Origin of the sequence: Streptomyces coffeae, from assembly GCF_016741875.1 — a bacterium.
GTDB classification, from domain to species: domain Bacteria; phylum Actinomycetota; class Actinomycetes; order Streptomycetales; family Streptomycetaceae; genus Streptomyces; species Streptomyces coffeae.
Window position 1 is genome coordinate 78,730 of sequence record NZ_JAERRF010000010.1, and the last position, 17,165, is coordinate 95,894.

General features: G+C 73.5%; 14 protein-coding genes and 1 riboswitch. Of the genes, 6 read left to right on the forward strand and 8 right to left on the reverse strand.

Annotation, left to right across the window (positions count from 1 at the left end; all coding sequences use genetic code 11):
* Positions 1-2: 2 nt before the first annotated feature.
* The gene (locus JK363_RS18965) at positions 3-1,457 is read left to right on the forward strand and encodes a lipase maturation factor family protein (protein WP_201876120.1); all 1,455 of its coding nucleotides are present in this window, start codon (positions 3-5) and stop codon (positions 1,455-1,457) included.
* A 12-nt stretch (positions 1,458-1,469) separates the two neighbouring features.
* Here the strand turns inward: JK363_RS18965 and JK363_RS18970 are convergent, their stop codons facing one another.
* Positions 1,470-2,483 carry a cation diffusion facilitator family transporter gene (locus JK363_RS18970; protein WP_307821782.1) on the reverse strand — a complete coding sequence of 338 codons (1,014 nt, stop codon included), beginning with the start codon at positions 2,481-2,483 and terminating at the stop codon, positions 1,470-1,472.
* Positions 2,484-2,746: 263 nt separating this feature from the next.
* On the opposite strand from JK363_RS18970, the gene JK363_RS18975 reads away from it, so the two are divergent.
* A complete protein-coding gene (locus tag JK363_RS18975; protein WP_201876121.1) occupies positions 2,747-2,989 on the forward strand; it encodes a hypothetical protein in 243 nt (80 codons plus the stop codon).
* 111 nt (positions 2,990-3,100) lie between these two features.
* On the opposite strand, the gene cobN is transcribed toward JK363_RS18975, so the two are convergent.
* On the reverse strand, positions 3,101-6,727 hold the full coding sequence (gene cobN, locus JK363_RS18980; protein WP_201876122.1) for a cobaltochelatase subunit CobN: 3,627 nt from the start codon (positions 6,725-6,727) through the stop codon (positions 3,101-3,103).
* A 51-nt stretch (positions 6,728-6,778) separates the two neighbouring features.
* Positions 6,779-6,850, reverse strand: a riboswitch (cobalamin riboswitch).
* Between the two features lie 117 nt (positions 6,851-6,967).
* Here cobN and cobG point away from each other — a divergent pair.
* From cobG to JK363_RS18995, 3 genes are read left to right on the forward strand one after another with little or no spacing between them, the layout of a single operon-like run.
* Positions 6,968-8,422, forward strand: coding sequence for a precorrin-3B synthase (gene cobG, locus JK363_RS18985; RefSeq protein WP_236075933.1), 1,455 nt, complete (start codon positions 6,968-6,970; stop codon positions 8,420-8,422).
* On the forward strand, positions 8,419-9,060 hold the full coding sequence (locus JK363_RS18990) for a precorrin-8X methylmutase (RefSeq protein WP_201876124.1): 642 nt from the start codon (positions 8,419-8,421) through the stop codon (positions 9,058-9,060). Before cobG ends, JK363_RS18990 begins: the two co-directional genes overlap by 4 nt.
* Positions 9,057-10,583, forward strand: coding sequence for a precorrin-2 C(20)-methyltransferase (locus tag JK363_RS18995; RefSeq protein WP_201876125.1), 1,527 nt, complete (start codon positions 9,057-9,059; stop codon positions 10,581-10,583). The genes JK363_RS18990 and JK363_RS18995 overlap by 4 nt, the downstream gene beginning before the upstream one ends.
* Before the next feature lie 14 nt (positions 10,584-10,597).
* Here JK363_RS18995 and JK363_RS19000 read toward each other — a convergent pair whose 3' ends face one another.
* Positions 10,598-11,359: a cobalt-precorrin-6A reductase gene (locus JK363_RS19000; RefSeq protein ID WP_201876126.1), complete on the reverse strand. Its 762-nt coding sequence runs from the start codon at positions 11,357-11,359 to the stop codon at positions 10,598-10,600.
* Positions 11,360-11,448: 89 nt separating this feature from the next.
* Here JK363_RS19000 and JK363_RS19005 point away from each other — a divergent pair, with 89 nt between their 5' ends.
* Complete coding sequence (locus tag JK363_RS19005; protein ID WP_201876127.1) at positions 11,449-12,585, forward strand: cobalt-precorrin-5B (C(1))-methyltransferase; 1,137 nt, start codon at positions 11,449-11,451, stop codon at positions 12,583-12,585.
* 62 nt (positions 12,586-12,647) lie between these two features.
* Here JK363_RS19005 and JK363_RS19010 read toward each other — a convergent pair whose 3' ends face one another.
* From JK363_RS19010 to JK363_RS19030, 5 genes are all read right to left on the reverse strand, one after another.
* Positions 12,648-13,247, reverse strand: coding sequence for a dihydrofolate reductase family protein (locus JK363_RS19010; RefSeq protein WP_201876128.1), 600 nt, complete (start codon positions 13,245-13,247; stop codon positions 12,648-12,650).
* Between the two features lie 124 nt (positions 13,248-13,371).
* Positions 13,372-14,142 (reverse strand): precorrin-4 C(11)-methyltransferase, encoded by a 771-nt coding sequence (cobM, locus tag JK363_RS19015; RefSeq protein WP_201876129.1) that lies wholly within the window; start codon positions 14,140-14,142, stop codon positions 13,372-13,374.
* Positions 14,139-15,398 (reverse strand): precorrin-6y C5,15-methyltransferase (decarboxylating) subunit CbiE, encoded by a 1,260-nt coding sequence (cbiE, locus tag JK363_RS19020; protein ID WP_201876130.1) that lies wholly within the window; start codon positions 15,396-15,398, stop codon positions 14,139-14,141. The genes cobM and cbiE overlap by 4 nt, the downstream gene beginning before the upstream one ends.
* A 124-nt stretch (positions 15,399-15,522) precedes the next feature.
* Positions 15,523-16,335, reverse strand: coding sequence for an acyltransferase (locus JK363_RS19025; RefSeq protein WP_307821783.1), 813 nt, complete (start codon positions 16,333-16,335; stop codon positions 15,523-15,525).
* A 32-nt stretch (positions 16,336-16,367) separates the two neighbouring features.
* Entirely contained in the window at positions 16,368-17,162 is a 795-nt protein-coding gene (locus tag JK363_RS19030; RefSeq protein ID WP_307821784.1) for a (2Fe-2S)-binding protein, read from the reverse strand.
* Between the last annotated feature and the right edge of the window lie 3 nt (positions 17,163-17,165).

Consider the following 17,165-nt stretch of genomic DNA (forward strand, 5'->3'; position numbering starts at 1 on the left):
CCATGGAGTGGTTCACCTCAACCGGCTACTGGCTGAGCCGTCTGGTCTTCCAGCGGGGGCTGGCCGCCGTCTACCTGATCGCCTTTCTGGTGGCGGTCGGCCAGGGACGTGCGCTGATCGGCGCGCGGGGGCTGACACCGGTGCCGCGGTTCGTGGCCCGGGTGCCGTTCCGGGAGTCGCCCAGCCTCTTCCATCTGCACTACTCCGACCGGTTCTTCGGCGTCTGCGGCTGGCTGGGCGTGGCGCTCTCGGCGGCGTTGCTGGCCGGGGCCGCGGACCGGGTACCGCTGGGGGCGGCGATGGCGGCCTGGCTGGTGCTGTGGCTGCTGTATCTGTCCATCGTCAACGTGGGCCAGGTGTGGTACGGCTTCGGCTGGGAGTCGCTGCTGCTGGAGACGGGGTTCCTCGCCGTTTTCCTGGGCAACGCGGACACCGCGCCGCCCGTGCTCGTCCTGTGGCTGCTGCGCTGGCTGCTGTTCCGGGTGGAGTTCGGCGCCGGGCTGATCAAGATCCGGGGCGACCGGTGCTGGCGGCAGTTGACCTGTCTGTACTACCACCATGAGACCCAGCCCATGCCCGGGCCGCTGAGCTGGTACTTCCACCATCTGCCGAAGCCCCTGCACCGGGCGGAGGTGGCGGCCAACCATGTGGCGCAGCTGGTGGTGCCGGTGGCGCTGTTCACCCCGCAGCCGGTCGCCAGTGTGGCCGCCGGAATCATTGTGCTGACCCAGCTGTGGCTGGTGGCCTCCGGAAACTTCTCCTGGCTGAACTGGCTGACGATCCTGCTGGCGCTGTCCGCGGTCGACGGACGGCTCGCGGCCGGGGTGCTTCCGCTGCCCGAGCCGCCCCATCCGGCCGCTCCCCCGGTCTGGTACCAGGGGGTGGTGCTGGCCGCCACCGCGCTGGTGCTGGTGCTCAGCTACTGGCCGGCCCGCAATCTGCTGTCCGGCCGTCAGCTGATGAACTACTCCTTCAACCCGCTCCACCTGGTCAACACCTACGGGGCCTTCGGCAGTGTGAACCGCAGCCGCCAGGAGGTGGTGATCGAGGGCACCGACGAACGGGTGATCACCCCGGCCACGGTGTGGAAGGAGTATGAGTTCCGCGGCAAACCAGGCGATGTACGGCGGATGCCACGCCAGTTCGCCCCGTACCATCTGCGGCTGGACTGGATGATGTGGTTCGCCGGGATCTCACCGGCCTACGCCGGGTCGTGGTTCTCGCCACTGGTGGCCAAGCTGCTGGTGAACGACCGGGCGACGCTGAAGCTGCTGCGGGTCTGCCCGTTCCCCGACGCCCCGCCCTCGCATGTGCGGGCCCAGCTGTATCTGTACCGCTTCACCACCCGGCAGGAGCGGCACGCCAGTGGGGCTTGGTGGCACCGCACCCTGCTGACCGAGTTCCTGCCACCGGTCCGGCTGGAGAACGTGGACCCGGCCGACCGCCCCCACCGCTGACCACCCGTACGGTCAGTGGTCGTCAGGCGCGGCCCGGTGCACCGGGCCGTGGGCGGTGAGGCAGTGTTCCGCCCGCGGGGCCCCGGCGTCGTAGTGGCCGCCGAGGCTCTGCGGCGGCGAGGTGTGCTCGTCGGCGTGGTCGACCTGGAGGGTGGTGTGGGTGATGCCGTACTCCCGCTCCAGCACCTCTTCGAGACCCTGGCGCACCGCGTGGCAGTCGCCGAGGGGTGCCACCAGCACATGGGCGGAGAGCGAGACCTCCCCCGAGGTGATCTGCCAGACGTGCAGATCATGCACCTCGACCACTTCGTCATGGGACACCAGCCGATTGCCCACCTCGTCCGGCTCGACCCCGGCGGGTGCCGCCTCCAGCAGCACCCGGCCGGAGGCCCGTACCAGCTGCACCCCGGCCTTGAGCATCAGAGCGATCGCAACGAGCGCGGCGATCGCGTCGGCGCGGGCGAAGCCGGTCGTCACCACGACAAGTCCGGAGATGGCGGTGGCGATGAAGGCGTACAGGTCGTTCAGCACATGCTGGAAGGCGCCCTCCACATTGAGCGAGGAGCGGTTCGCCTTCGACATGCACCAGGTCGCCGCGATGTTCACCGCGACCCCGACCAGTGCGGTGATCAGGGTGAGCCCGCCGGTCACCTCGGGCGGGTCGACAAGCCGCTCCACCGCCTCATATCCCAGCAGCAGACCGAACAGCAGCAGAGAAAGTCCATTCGCCTGCGCGGAAAGGATTTCCGCCCGCTTGAGACCATAGGTGTAACCGCCGCGCGCGGGCCGGGCGGAGAGGCGGATCGCGATGAGCGCGAGCACGATGGCGGCGGCGTCGGTGAGCATATGGGCGGCGTCGGAGAGCAGCGCCACCGAGCGCGCTATCACCCCGATCACCACTTCCACCAGCATGAATGAGGTGATCAGCGCCAGTGCCAGGGACAGCCACCGGCGGTCGGCGTTCTCCGCCACCCCATGTGCGTGCCCGTCGTGGCCCTCGCCGTGCCCATGCGTATGAGCGCCCACCCGCTCCTCCTCGGATCGCCTTCGGGACAGCGCAATTGAAACAGCCCGGAGGCGAATTCACCAAAGGCTGCAATGGACACGGTTATCAAGAGAGTTTATGGCTCATCAATTCTCTCTTTTTGAAGGCGGCAACGCTTTTCATTGTCATACCGAAATGTGGACACCGCCGGACGGGTGTGCGAAGCCACGCCGATGCGGGTGAGCTCGGCGCCGGGGAAGTGACCTGACGGGATGTGGCGCGTTGGCCGAATATGACGACGACGATGCGACGCCGTTCTCTCTCGCAGCCGAGCAGAGCGCTGGACCGGAGCACCGAAGGCGGCGGAACGGTTCATCAGACCGTTCACCAGTCAACATCCGTACCGATCTATGCGGCGCTGGTCGAGCGCTGGGCGTCCGCGGGCCGCGCGATCCCCGGGCGCTACGACCGTGAGTGGGCCGAGTTGGTGAACTGCCCGCCCTGGCCGGACCGGGTCCGCGCGGCCGCCCGGCCGTCGGGCAACTGAGCCACGCCGGGCGCGCCGCGCCCGGACCACCGCAGCGCGGCGGGGGCCGGTCCCCGTGAACCGGCCCCCGCCGTGCACCCGCGCCGACGGCCTCCCGGCGGCGCGTACGGCTCAGTCGTCGGCGCCCTCGAGCCCGCCCTCGGTCTCGAGGTAGAGCTCCCGTACCCGCTCCAGCACCTCCGGGTCGGGCTCCGCCCACAGCCCCCGGCTCTCGGCCTCCAGCAGCCGCTCGGCCATCCCGTGCAGCGCCCAGGGGTTGGCCTCCTCCAGGAACGCGCGGTTCTCCGGGTCGAGCAGATAGCTCTGCGCCAGCTTGTCGTACATCCAGTCGGCGACCACGCCGGTGGTGGCGTCGTAGCCGAAGAGGTAGTCCACCGTCGCGGCCAGCTCGAACGCGCCCTTGTAGCCGTGGCGGCGCATCGCCTCGATCCAGCGGGGGTTGACCACCCGGGCGCGGAAGACCCGGGACGTCTCCTCGTGGAGGGTGCGGGTGCGGACCGTCTCGGGGCGGGTGGAGTCGCCGATGTACGCGGCGGGCGCGGTGCCCTTCAGCGCGCGCACGGTGGCCACCATGCCGCCGTGGTACTGGAAGTAGTCGTCCGAGTCGGCGATGTCGTGCTCACGGGTGTCGGTGTTCTTCGCCGCGACCGCGATCCGCCGGTAGGCGCTCTCCATCTCCTCGCGGGCCGGACGCCCCTCGAGACCGCGCCCGTAGGCGTAGCCGCCCCAGACCGTGTACACCTCGGCGAGGTCGGCGTCGGTGCGCCAGTCCCGGCTGTCGATCAGCTGGAGCAGCCCGGCGCCGTAGGTGCCGGGGCGGGAGCCGAAGATCCGGGTGGTGGCGCGGCGCTCGTCGCCGTGGGCGGCGAGGTCGGCCCGGGTATGCGCCCGTACGTAGTTGTCCTCGTCGGGCTCGTCGAGCGAGGCGGCGAGCCGTACGGCGTCGTCCAGCAGCCCGACGACATGCGGGAAGGCGTCCCGGAAGAAACCGCTGATGCGCAGGGTGACATCGATGCGCGGGCGGCCCAGCTGCTCGAGGGTGACGGGCTCGAGCCCGGTCACCCGCCGCGAGGCGTCGTCCCACACCGGGCGGATGCCCAGCAGCGCCAGCGCCTCGGCCACGTCGTCGCCGGAGGTGCGCATCGCGCTGGTGCCCCACAGTGAAAGACCGACGGAGGTCGGCCACTGGCCGTCGTTGTCCGCGCGGTAGCGCTCCAGGAGCGAGTCGGCGAGCGCCTGACCGGTCTCCCAGGCCAGGCGGCTGGGCACGGCCTTGGGGTCGACGGAGTAGAAGTTGCGGCCGGTCGGCAGCACATTGACCAGGCCGCGCAGCGGGGAGCCGGACGGGCCCGCCGGGACGAAGCCGCCGCCGAGCGCATGCACGGCGTGGTCGATCTCGTCGGTGGTGGCGGCCAGCCGCGGCACCACCTCGCGGGCGGCGAAGTCGAGGATCGGGGTGACCGCGGCGCGCTGCTCGTCGGGCAGGGCGAGGACGGCCTTCTCGACCGCCTCCGGGGCCCAGTCCGCGTCCTCCATCGCCTCGACCAGGGCGCGGGCGCGCTCCTCGGCCTCGTCCGCGCCGGTGCGGGTGGCGGCCGACTCGTCCAGTCCGAGCGCCTCGCGCAGTCCGGGGAGCGCGGTGGTACCGCCCCAGATCTGACGGGCGCGCAGGATGGCCAGCACCAGGTTGACGCGTGCCGGGCCGGTCGGGGCGGCGCCGAGGACATGCAGACCGTCACGGATCTGGGCGTCCTTGACCTCGCACAGCCAGCCGTCGACATGGAGCAGGAAGTCGTCGAAGCCGTCGTCGTCGGGGCGGTCCTCGAGACCGAGGTCGTGGTCCAGCCTGGCGGCCTGGATCAGGGTCCAGATCTGGGCGCGGATGGCGGGCAGTTTGGCCGGGTCCATCGAGGAGATGGCGGCGTACTCGTCGAGCAGCTGCTCCAGGCGCGCGATGTCGCCGTAGGAGTCGGCGCGGGCCATCGGCGGCACCAGATGGTCGACCAGGGTCGCATGGACCCGGCGCTTGGCCTGGGTGCCCTCGCCCGGGTCGTTCACCAGGAACGGGTAGATCAGCGGCAGATCGCCGAGCGCGGCGTCGGGACCGCAGGCGGCGGACAGGCCCGCGTTCTTGCCCGGCAGCCACTCCAGATTGCCGTGCTTGCCCAGGTGCACCATGGCGTCGGCGCCGAAGCCGCCGTCGGCCTGCGGGGTGGCCATCCAGCGGTAGGCGGCCAGGTAGTGGTGGGAGGGCGGCAGATCGGGGTCGTGGTAGATGGCGATGGGGTTCTCGCCGAAGCCGCGCGGCGGCTGGATGACGATCAGCAGGTTGCCGTGGCGCAGCGCGGCCAGGACGATGTCGCCGTCCGGGTTGCGGCTGGTGTCGACGAACATCTCGCCGGGCGGCGGGCCCCAGTGCTCCTCGACCGCCTCGCGCAGTTCCTCGGGCAGGGTGGCGTACCAGCGGCGGTAGTCGGCGGCGGGGACGCGGACCGGGTTGGCGGCGAGCTGCTCCTCGGTCAGCCACTCCTGGTCGTGGCCGCCCGCGTCGATGAGGGCGCGGATCAGTTCGTCGCCGTCGCCGGAGACCAGGCCCGGGACCGCGTCCGGGCCCTCCTCGGGGCCGAGGTCGTAGCCTTCGGCGCGCAGCCGGCGCAGCAGGGCGACGGCGCTGGCCGGGGTGTCGAGGCCGACCGCGTTGCCGATCCGGGAGTGCTTGGTCGGGTAGGCGGAGAGCACCAGCGCGAGGCGCCTGTCGGCGGCGGGTATGTGGCGCAGCCGGGCGTGTCGTACCGCGATCCCGGCGACACGCGCGGCGCGCTCGGGGTCGGCGACGTAGACGGGCAGACCGTCCTCGTCCACCTCCTTGAAGGAGAACGGCACGGTGATGAGCCGGCCGTCGAACTCGGGGACGGCGACCTGGGTCGCGGCGTCCAGCGGGGAGAGCCCCTCGTCGTTCTCCTCCCAGGCGGTGCGCGAACCGGTCAGGCACAGCGCCTGGAGCACGGGGACGTCGAGCCGGGCGAGCGCGCCCGCGTCCCATGCCTCGTCGTCACCGCCCGCGGAGGCGTCGGCGGGCCGGGTGCCACCGGCGGCGAGCACGGTGGTGACGACCGCGTCGGCCGCGCCGAGGGCCTCGATCAGCTCGGGCTCGGGGGCGCGCAGCGAGGCGACGAACAGCGGGAGCGGTCGGCCTCCGGCGTCCTCCACGGCCCGGCACAGGGCCTCGACGAAGGCCGTGTTGCCGCTCATGTGGTGGGCGCGGTAGTAGAGCACCGCGACGGTGGGGCCGGTGCCGGTGCGCGCGGTGCGCTCCAGCGGGCCCCAGGTGGGGGCGGGCGCGGGCGGTTCGAAGCCGTGGCCGGTGAGCAGCACGGTGTCGGAGAGGAAGCGGGCCAGCTGGGCCAGGTTTCCGGGGCCGCCGTGGGCGAGGTAGGCGTGTGCCTCGGCGGCGATACCGACCGGGACCGTGGACGCCTCCATGAGCTGGGCGTCCGGGGCCTGTTCGCCGGTGAGGACCACCACCGGGCGGTCGCCCGCGAGCAGCATGTCCAGCCCCTCCTGCCAGGCGCGGAGACCGCCGAGCAGCCGTACGACGACGAGGTCGACGCCCTCGAGCAGGCCGGGGAGGTCGTCGAGTGCGAGCCGGGCCGGGTTGGCCAGGCGGTACGGCACCGGGCCCGTGGCGGCACGGGCACTGAGCAGGTCGGTGTCGGACGTCGACAGCAGCAGAATCATGGCTCAGCGCCTTCCTCGGGGTCCGCGCCCCGGGCGGGTTGAAGACGGCGGGAGTTCCTGGCTCGCGCGGCTGCTGCCGTGCTCACAGTGGCGGGACCGCGCCGGAATCGCACCGGCTTCCTCCCCTGACGCCGTCAGTTGCGTCCGGCGAGCCGGGATGGCCCGCCGCTGAGCATAGTAAGCGTTGCTGACCTGCCACGGGACGGAGAGGGCCGGGGAATCGTCGGTATGCTCGCCGCCATGCCCCTCCCCCCGACAACCGTCCCGCCTGGGGATCAAACGCCCGCCGCCGGTGTCCGGGCCCGCTCCGCCGGGGACCGGACGGTCGCTGTGGATCGCGGCGGGCGCGATGACGCATGCCCCGGCGCACTGCGGCTGCACCCGGCGCACGACGGCGCACTGGCTCGTATCCGGTTGCCCGGCGGGTTGTTGACGGGTCGTCAGGCGAGGGCGCTGGCGGAGGTGGCGGAGGAGCTGGGCGACGGCCGGGTGGAGCTCACCTCCCGGGGCAACCTCCAGCTGCGGGGCCTGGCCGAGGGGTGCGGGGCACGGCTGGCGGACCGGTTGCGGACGGCCGGGCTGCTGCCGTCGGACGCACACGACCGGGTGCGCAACATCGTGGCGTCACCGCTGAGCGGCCTGGACGGCGCCGGACATGCCGACGTACCCGCCTGGGCACGGGAGTTGGACACCCTGCTCTGTACGGCCGGATCCGGTGAGTTGTCGGGCTTGTCGGGGTTGTCGGGGTTGTCGGGGCGTTTTCTGTTCGCGCTGGATGACGGGCGGGGCGATGTGGCCGCCCTGGGCGCCGATGTGACATTGCTCGCAACACCCGGCGGTGGGGCCGTACTGCGGATGGGCTCGGCCGGATCCGCGGGTGCGACCGGCCCCGTCCTGCGGGTCACGGCGGCCGGGGACGCGCCGCGCGCCGCCGCGCTGGCGGCCCTGGAATTCCTGACGAGAGCGGAGGAAAGCGGCATCCGGGCCTGGCGGGTTCGGGACCTTCCCCCGCAACACGCCGTGATGGCCCAGGGATTGGCGGCACGGCTCGCCGAGGCGGGCATCGCCCTCGGACCGGACCCGGACATCGCAGGCGGACCGGAGGGGGCGCACAGCGCACCCGGGCCCGCACCCGGACCGGTGGCCGGGCCGGACGGGCGCCACACCCTGTCCGTGGCCGTCCCGCTCGGCCGGATGAGCGCCGCGCAGTGGCGGCTGCTCGCCGCGCTCGCCTCCCGGGACGGGACGGACGAACTGCGTGTGACACCCTGGCGCGGCGTGGTGCTCCCGGGGTTCACCCCGGAGGACGGCCGGACCGCGGCGGCCGAACTGGCCGCGGCCGGGCTGGTGACCGATCCCCGCTCACCCTGGCTGGGCGTCGGCGCCTGCACCGGGCTGCCCGGATGTGCCAAGTCGCTGGCCGATGTGCGGGCCGACGCCGGGCGGACGGTGGCGAGCGCGGTGGCGAGCGGCGAGCCCCGTACCGTTCCGCTGCCGGTGTACTTCTCCGGCTGTGAACGGCGCTGCGGCCACCCCGGCGGCCGCTGGGTGGACGCGCTGGCGACCGGCGTGGGCTACCGGATCACCGTACGGGGCGCACCGGACACGACGGGGGCGTCCGAGGACCCGGACGGCGTGGACGTGACAGCAGAGCAGGTGGCCGACGCCGTGGCGGCGGCCCGCGGAACGAGATGATCGAGGGCACAGTGTTCGACTACGAGAAGGACGGGGCGGCCATCTACCGCGCCTCCTTTGCCACCATCCGCGCCGAGGCGGATCTCGGCGGCCTCCCCGCCGACGTCAGCCAGGTCGCGGTGCGGATGATCCACGCCTGCGGCATGGTCGACCTGGTCCAGGACCTCGGGTACTCGCCCGAGGTGGTCTCCCGCGCCCGCGCCGCGCTGCGCTCCGGCGCGCCCATCCTGTGCGATGCGCAGATGGTCGCCAGCGGTGTCACCCGCAAGCGGCTGCCCGCCGGCAACGACGTGGTGTGCACCCTGTCGGACCCTGATGTGCCGGAGCTGGCACGGCGGATGGGCACCACGCGCAGCGCCGCCGCGCTGGAGCTGTGGCGGGACCGGCTGGAGGGTTCGGTGGTGGCGGTCGGCAACGCTCCCACCGCGCTCTTCCGGCTGCTGGAGATGATCGAGGAGGGCGCGCCGCGCCCGGCCGCCGTCATCGGGGTGCCGGTCGGTTTCATCGGCGCGGCCGAGTCCAAGGAGGCGCTGGCCGGACATCCGGCGGCGCTTGACCATCTGGTGGTGCGCGGCCGACGCGGTGGCAGCGCCATGGCCGCGGCCGCGGTCAACGCGATAGCGAGCGAGGCAGAGTGAGCGAGCAGCAGCAGGGCCGGCTCTACGGTGTGGGGCTCGGCCCCGGCGACCCGTCCCTGATGACGGTACGTGCGGTGGAGGTCATCGCCGAGGCCGATGTCATCGCGTACCACAGCGCCCGGCACGGCCGGAGCATCGCGCGTTCCATCGCCGAGCGGCATCTGCGGCCCGACCATATCGAGGAGCGGCTGGTCTACCCGGTGACCACCGAGTCCACCGACCACCCCGGCGGCTACCGGGGCGCGATGGAGGAGTTCTACGCCGACGCGGCGGCCCGGCTCGCGGCCCATCTGGACGCGGGGCGCACGGTCGCGGTGCTCGCGGAGGGCGATCCGCTCTTCTACGGCTCCTACATGCATATGCACAAGCGGCTGGCCGACCGCTATCCCACCGAGGTGATCCCCGGGGTCACCTCGGTGAGCGCCGCGGCCGCGCGGATCGGTGCGCCGCTGGTGGAGGGCGAGGAGGTGCTGACGGTCCTTCCCGGCACCCTGCCGGAGGAGGAGTTGACGGCGCGGCTCGCCTCGGCGGACGCCGCGGCCGTGATGAAGCTCGGCCGGACCTTCCCGACCGTACGGCGGGCGCTGGAACGCTCGGGGCGGCTGGCGGACGCACGGTACGTCGAGCGCGCCACGATGGACGCGGAGCGCACCGCACCCCTGGCCGAGGTCGACCCCGCGACGGTGCCGTACTTCTCGGTGGCGGTGCTGCCGAGCCGGGTCGGCGTGGCACCGGCGGCACCGGGCGAGGCGGACACACGGGACTCGGCGGTCCCGGGTGAGGTCGTGGTCGTCGGCCTCGGCCCGGCCGGTCCGCTCTGGCTCACCCCGGAGGCCCGCGGCGAGCTGGCCGCCGCCGAGGACCTGGTCGGCTACACCACCTATCTGGACCGGGTGCCGCGGCGGCCGGGCCAGCGGCGGCACGCCTCCGACAACAAGGTGGAGGCCGAGCGCGCCGAATTCGCCCTGGAGCTGGCCCGGCGCGGGCGGCGGGTCGCCGTCGTCTCCTCCGGCGACCCCGGTGTGTTCGCCATGGCCACCGCCGTACTGGAGGCCGCGTCCCAGGACCCCTACCGCGAGGTGCCGGTGCGGGTGCTCCCTGGGATGACGGCCGCCCACGCGGCCGCCGCCCGCGCGGGCGCCCCGCTCGGCCACGACTACGCGGTGGTCTCCCTGTCCGACCGGCTCAAGCCGTGGGAGGTCATCGCCGAGCGGCTGCGCGCCGCGGCCGCGGCCGACCTGGTGCTCGCCTTGTACAACCCCGGCTCGCGCAGCCGGGTGTGGCAGGTCGGCAAGGCGCGCGAACTCCTCCTGGAGCACCGCGCGCCCGACACGCCGGTGGTGATGGGCCGGGACGTGGGCGGCCCGCAGGAGCGGGTCCGCATCGTGCGCCTGGCCGATCTGGACCCGGCCCAGGTGGACATGCGCACCATCCTGCTGATCGGCTCGTCCCAGACCCGCACGGTGCGCCGCGGCGACGGCACCGAGCTCGTCTGGACCCCGAGGCGCTACCCGGAGGACTGACCGGCGGCCCCGGCCTACCGGGTAAGGGTCGTACGCAGCCAGGCGACGGCCTCGTCCGGCGCCCCGGCCACCGCGACGCCCTCCGGGGCCGGCGGACGGCGCACCACGACCACCGGAAGTCCGGCCTCGCGCGCCGCCGTGAGCTTGGCGGCGGTGGCGCCGCCCCCGCTGTCCTTGGTCACCACGACGTCGATACGGTGGCGGCGCAGCAGCTCCGCCTCGCCCTCGAGCGTGAAGGGCCCACGGTCGAGGATCACCTCCGCGCGCGGCGGGACCGGCGGCTCCGGTGCGTCGACCGAGCGGATCAGGAACCACTGCTCGGACAACTGGGCGAAGGCGGCAAGGCCCATCCGTCCGGTGGTGAGGAAGACCCGCTCGCCCAGCCCCGGCAGCAGCCGCGCGGCCTCGGCCAGGGACACGGCCGGGTGCCAGCGGTCCCCCGGGCCCGCCACCCAGCCGGGACGGCGCAGCGCGAGCAGGGGAACATGGACGGACGCGGCGGCTCGGGCCGCGTTGAGACTGATGGTGTCGGCGAAAGGATGGGTGGCGTCGATGAGCGCGTCCACCTGGTGCTCACGGAGCCAGTGGGCCATGCCCTCGGCACCCCCGAACCCGCCGATCCGCACCTGTCCCGCGGGCAGCCGCGGCTCGGCGACCCGCCCGGCGAGGGAGCTGGTGACGCGCAGCGCGGGGTCGCGGTCCAGCTCGGCGGCGAGGCGGCGGGCCTCGGTGGTGCCGCCGAGGATGAGTACATGGCGCGCCGGAGCGCTGTTCATCGGGTGCCTTCCGTCCTGCGTGCGGTCGTCCGCGGGGCCGTACCGACCGTCCTGGCTGCGCCCGTCATCGTACGCACGGCGGGTGGGCCGTGGCTGAGGCCCGGCAGGCCGGTGGCCGCAGCGCCCAGCTGGAGCGCACCGGGCTGCGCCACGGCTGGACCACCGGCGCGTGTGCGACGGCGGCCACCACGGCCGCGTACACCGCGCTGCTGACCGGTGAGTTCCCGGACCCGGTGACGATCGAGCTGCCGAAGGGGCAGCGGCCCGCGTTCGCGCTGGCGGCCGAGGAGTTGTCCGGGGGACGGGCGATGGCCGCGGTGGTGAAGGACGCCGGGGACGATCCCGATGTGACCCACGGCGCGCTGGTCCGGGCCACGGTACGGGCGCTGCCACCGGGTGCCGGTGTGGTCTTCCGGGCCGGTCCGGGAGTGGGCACCGTCACCCGGCCCGGACTGCCGCTCGAGGTCGGCGAACCGGCCATCAACCCGGTGCCGCGCCAGATGATGCGCGACCACATCGCCTCGGTCGCGGCCTGCCACGGCGGGACGGGCGATGTCGAGGTGGAGATCTCGGTGGACCACGGCGAGGAGATCGCCCGCAGTACGTGGAATCCCCGTCTCGGCATCCTCGGCGGTCTGTCCATCCTCGGCACGACGGGCATCGTGGTGCCGTACTCCTGCTCCGCGTGGATCGACAGCATCCGTCGCGGGGTGGATGTCGCCAGGGCGGCGGGGCGGCGGCATGTGGCCGGCTGCACCGGCTCGACCTCGGAGAAGGTGGCGGTGGCCGTGCACGGGCTGCCGGAGGACGCGCTGCTGGACATGGGCGACTTCGCCGGGGCCGTGCTCAAGTATCTGCGCCGCCACCCGGTGGACCGGCTGACGGTCGCGGGTGGTTTCGCCAAGCTCTCCAAACTGGCGGCGGGCCACCTGGATCTGCACTCCTCACGCTCCCAGGTGGACAAGGGTTTCCTGGCGGAACTGGCCCGCCGGGGCGGCGCGGACGAGGAGCTCGCGGCGGCGGTGGCCACGGCCAACACCGGTCTGGAAGCGCTCCAGTTGTGCGCGGCGCGCGCTGTGCCACTCGGCGATCTGGTGGCCGCGGCGGCCCGCGACACCGCGCTCGGCGTGCTGCGCGGCGCGCCGGTCGCGGTGGACGTCATCTGCATCGACCGCGCGGGCACGGTCGTGGGCCGCGCCGCCGAACGCGGCCCGCGCGACGGCTGAGCCGGAGCGGTACCGCCGTCGGTCGGCGCGTTCCCGGGCGCTCTCGCGATGCTGAGTAGCCGCTACTCCGATCGGCCGGCGGGCCGGAAGGTGCACACCTGCACACCCTTGGCGCTGGTGACCGTGGAGACCAGTTGGAACCCGCGCCGGGCACCGTCGCCGGGGAAGATCGTCTTACCGCCGCCGAGGATCACCGGCATGAGCATGAGCCGGAGCTCATCGACCATGTCCTCGCGCAGCAGGGTGCGGGCGAGCGCGGAGCTTCCCATCACCAGCAGATCGCCGCCCTCGGCCGCGCGCAGCTCACGGAGGCGCGCCACGGCCTCGTCACCGGGGATAAGGGTGGTGTTCTGCCACGTCAGCTCGTGGTCCCCGAGCGTGGTGGACACCACGTACTTCGGAATCGCGTTCATCCGGTCGGCGAACGGGTCACCGGCCCGCTCAGGCCACGCGGCGGCCATCACCTGCCAGGTGCGGCGGCCGAACAGCAGCGCCTGGGCCTTGCCCAGCGCCTCGTCGAAGGCACCGCCGACGACCTCTTCGTCGAAGTACGGATGCGTCCAGCCGCCGTGGGCGAAACCGCCGTCGGTGTCCTCGTCGGGGCCGCCGGGCGCCTGTACGACGCCGTCCAGACTCATGAATGCGGTGATCGCGATACGCATGGGACCGGCTCCTCTTCCTCGCCTCGCCTTGAGGCTACGGAAAGGGAGACCGCCCGGCCGTGCGGAACTCATCGGTCCGCGGCGACGTCCCTCAACCGGGTCTCAACCGATTCCCCACCGGGTCTCAACCGGCGTCGGTGCCGCACGACTCGTGCGGGCGCTCGCGCTCGCTGGAGTAGAGGTGGCTGTCGCGGAACTGCTCGGCGCCCAGGGTGCGGCCCACCATGATGACGGCCGTGCGGACCACGCCCGCCGCCTTCACCTGCTCGGCGATCTCACCCAGCGTGCCGCGCAGCACCAGCTCGTCCGGGCGGCTGGCCATGGCGACCACCGCCGCCGGGCAGTCGGCGCCGTAGTGCGGAAGGAGTTCGGCCACCACCCGGTCCACATAACGGGCGGCGAGGTGCAGCACCAGCAGGGCGCGGCTGCGGCCGAGGGTCGCGAGGTCCTCCCCGTCCGGCATCGGAGTGGCCTGCTGGGCGATCCGGGTGAGGATGACGGTCTGGCCGACCGTGGGCACGGTCAGCTCGCGCCCCAGCGCGGCGGCGGCCGCCGCGAAGGCGGGAACACCGGGCACCACCTCGTACGGCACACCCGCCGCGTCGAGGCGGCGCATCTGCTCGGCCACGGCGCTGAACACCGACGGATCACCGGAGTGCAGCCGGGCCACGTCCTCGCCCGCCTCATGGGCCGCCACCAGCTCGGCGGTGATCCGGTCCAGATCGAGCCGTGCGGTGTCGACGAGCCGGGCGTCCGGCGGGCATTCGGCCAGCAGTTCGCGCGGTACGAGGCTGCCCGCGTACAGACACACCCGGCAGCGGGCGAGGGTCCGGGCGCCGCGCACCGTGATCAGGTCGGCGGCGCCGGGGCCCGCGCCGATGAAATACACCGTCATCGTGTCTCTCCTGCAACGGATGGGGCCGGCCGGCCGACCGGTTTGACCACGGACCACTGGGTGACCGGCATGGCCTGCCGCCACCCGGTGAAGCCGCCGACCGGGGCGGCGTGGGCGACGGCGATCCGGACCAGTTCACCACCGTGGCGGCGGTACCAGTCGGCGAGCAGCGCCTCGGATTCGAGCGTCACGGTGTTGGCGACGAGCCGCCCGCCCGGTGGCAGCGCCGACCAGCAGGTCTCCAGCAGTCCGGGCGCGGTGGCGCCGCCGCCGATGAACACCGCGTCGGGGGTGGGCAGTCCGGCCAGCGCACCGGGTGCCGCGCCGGTGATGACGCCGAGGCCCGGCACTCCGAGCGCGGCGGCGTTGCGCCCGATGCGCTCGGCCCGCACCGGGTCGCGTTCGACGGAGAACGCCCGGCAGGTGCGATGGGCACGCATCCACTCCACGGCGATGGAGCCGGAGCCGCCGCCGATGTCCCACAGCAGTTCACCGGGGGCGGGGGCGAGCGCGGCGAGCGTGGCCGCCCGGACATGACGCTTCGTCAGCTGGCCATCGTGTTCGTACGCCGCGTCCGGCAGTCCCGGGGTCACCGGGAGCCGTGGTGTCCCGTCCGCCGGGACGCAGTCGACGGCAATGATGTTGAGGGGGTCGCCGGGCGGATGGGCCCAGGTGTCGGCCATGCCGTCCACGGTGCGCTCGCGCTCGCCGCCGAGCTGTTCCAGCACCCGCATCCGGCTCGGGCCGAAGCCGCGGTCCCGCAGCAGCCCGGCGACCTCGGCCGGGGTGTCCGCGCCCGCGCTGAGCACCAGCAGCCGCTGCCCCGGGTACAGGGACCTGGCGAGGGCAGCCAACGGCCGGCCCACGAGGCTGATCACCTCGATCTCCTCCAGCGGGCGGCCGAGCCGGGCGCACGCGTAGGAGGCGGACGACGGATGAGGCAGCACCCGCAGCCGTTCGGCGCCCAGTTCCTCGGCCAGGGTGCGGCCGATCCCGAAGAACATCGGGTCGCCGCTGGCCAGTACGCAGACCTGGCGCCCGGTGAGTCCGGCGAACAGCCCGGGGACGGCGGGGCGCAGCGGCGACGGCCAGGGCAGCCGCTCGGCGCGGCACTCCGGGGGCAGCAGCGCCAGCTGACGGGGGCCGCCGATGACCACCTCGGCCGACCGCAGCGCGTCCTGGCCCGTGGCCGCGAGGCCGTCCCAGCCGTCGGCGCCGATGCCGACGACGGTCACGGGGGGTCGGGCGGGGCTCACGGCGCTACCTCACGTCGTTCGGAGAGATCGAGGAGTTCGGAGGGACGGACGGCACGATGTGCGGTGGGACGGCGCACAGCGGAACTCTACTGAGCTGCTACGACGCACCCCGCCCCGGGGCAGGTCAGCCGTCGGCCACCCGTGGCCCCGGCACCTGCTCCGGCCGCTGCCGCTCCCCCTCCTGCTCCCGCACCGGACCGTCGTCCGGCTCCAGTTCGGCGAGCGCCATCAACTGCTCGGCCGTCATCCCCGCGGGGATGGGCTTCGGTGGCGGTGTCCGCAACGGCGGCTGCCAGCCCGCGTCGGGAGCCCAGCGCCGGATGATCCGGGCGGGCGCTCCGGCGACCACCGCGTGGTCGGGCACCTCGCCGCGGACGATCGCGCCCGCGGCCACCACCACATTGCGGCCGAGCCGTGCTCCGGGCAGGATCACCGCCCCGGCGCCCAGCCAGCTTCCGGAGCCGATGGACACCGGCGCGGAGCGCGGCCACTGCCGGCCGATGGGCTGCTCGGGGTCGTCATAGGAGTGGTTGTCGCTGGTCACGTAGACGTACGGACCGCAGAACACATCGTCGCCGAACTCCACGGTCCGGGAGGCGATCACATGGCTGCCGCGGCCCAGCACCACCCCGTTGCCCAGGCGGAGTACGGGATCCGGGCCGAGGTCGAGGCCGGGCATCATGCCCGCGGTCAGGGTCACCTGCTCGCCGATGACGCAGTGGTCGCCGAGGTGGATCCACGGCTCTCCGAAGACGGTGCCCTGGGGGAAGGCCAGCCGGGTGCCGACACCGATGGCACCGAAGCGGTAAGGGCCGGGGCGCTCCCGGGTCACCGCGCCGGCCTGCCGCACCCAGCGCGATCCGCGGTGCACCAGGCGGGACGCGGTGCGGCGGCGCCAGGCCGCCCAGGATGAGAACAGGTTCTCGTTCATCGGCACCCGCACACCGTACCGACCGGGTCGTCGCGGGATCAGCCCCCACCGCTGTGACCTGCGCCGCGTTCGGCGCGAGGGATCCGGTGGAGCACGCAGTCGCCGCACAACCCACCACCCGGCACCCGGTAGTAGAGACAGCAGGTGCGGCGGCGGAAGGAGAGCGGCGCGGTGGTCAGGGTGCCGGTGTCACTCAGCGGCGGGGTCTGGAACAGGGTATGGACGAGCGCGGTGGCGCGGTCCGCCGCGTCCCCCCGGCCTTGCGCCCGGCACCAGTCGTGCAGCACCCGCAGTGAACCGGCCAGCGCCGAGGCCGCGTTGCCCCACAGCAGCCGTCCGGAGACCGGGCAGGCGGCGCGGACGGCATGGTGCAGCGGCCGCAGATGGACGTACGCGGTCTGCGCCAGCTGTCCGGCGAGCCCGGCGGGTTCGCCGTGGACGCGCAAGGGGTCGGGGTGCCACAGATCGTCGGGGGCCATCCGGGCCGGGTTCCACCACAGACGGTCGGGGCGCAGCTCCGGCACCCGGCCGTGGAGCGCGGCCGGGGCGAGCGCGAGCGACCACAGCCGGGCCGCGAGCCCCTGGAAGACCAGGGACGCCGCGACCCGGCGCTCGTCGGTGCGCAGGGTCGTGGCGACGGCGTCGATACGGGCGAGCAGCGGGGGCGCGGCCCGGCCGTCGACGGTCCGGTAGACCGCGCCGAGGGGGACATACCCCTCGGCGCGCGGTCCTGCGCCCCCGGTGCGCAGGGCGAAGAACGGACCTACCGCGGCGGCCTCGCGCAGCATCGCCGCTGTGCTGTCACCGTGCGCAGGAGTGTCGTCGCCGTCCACGGG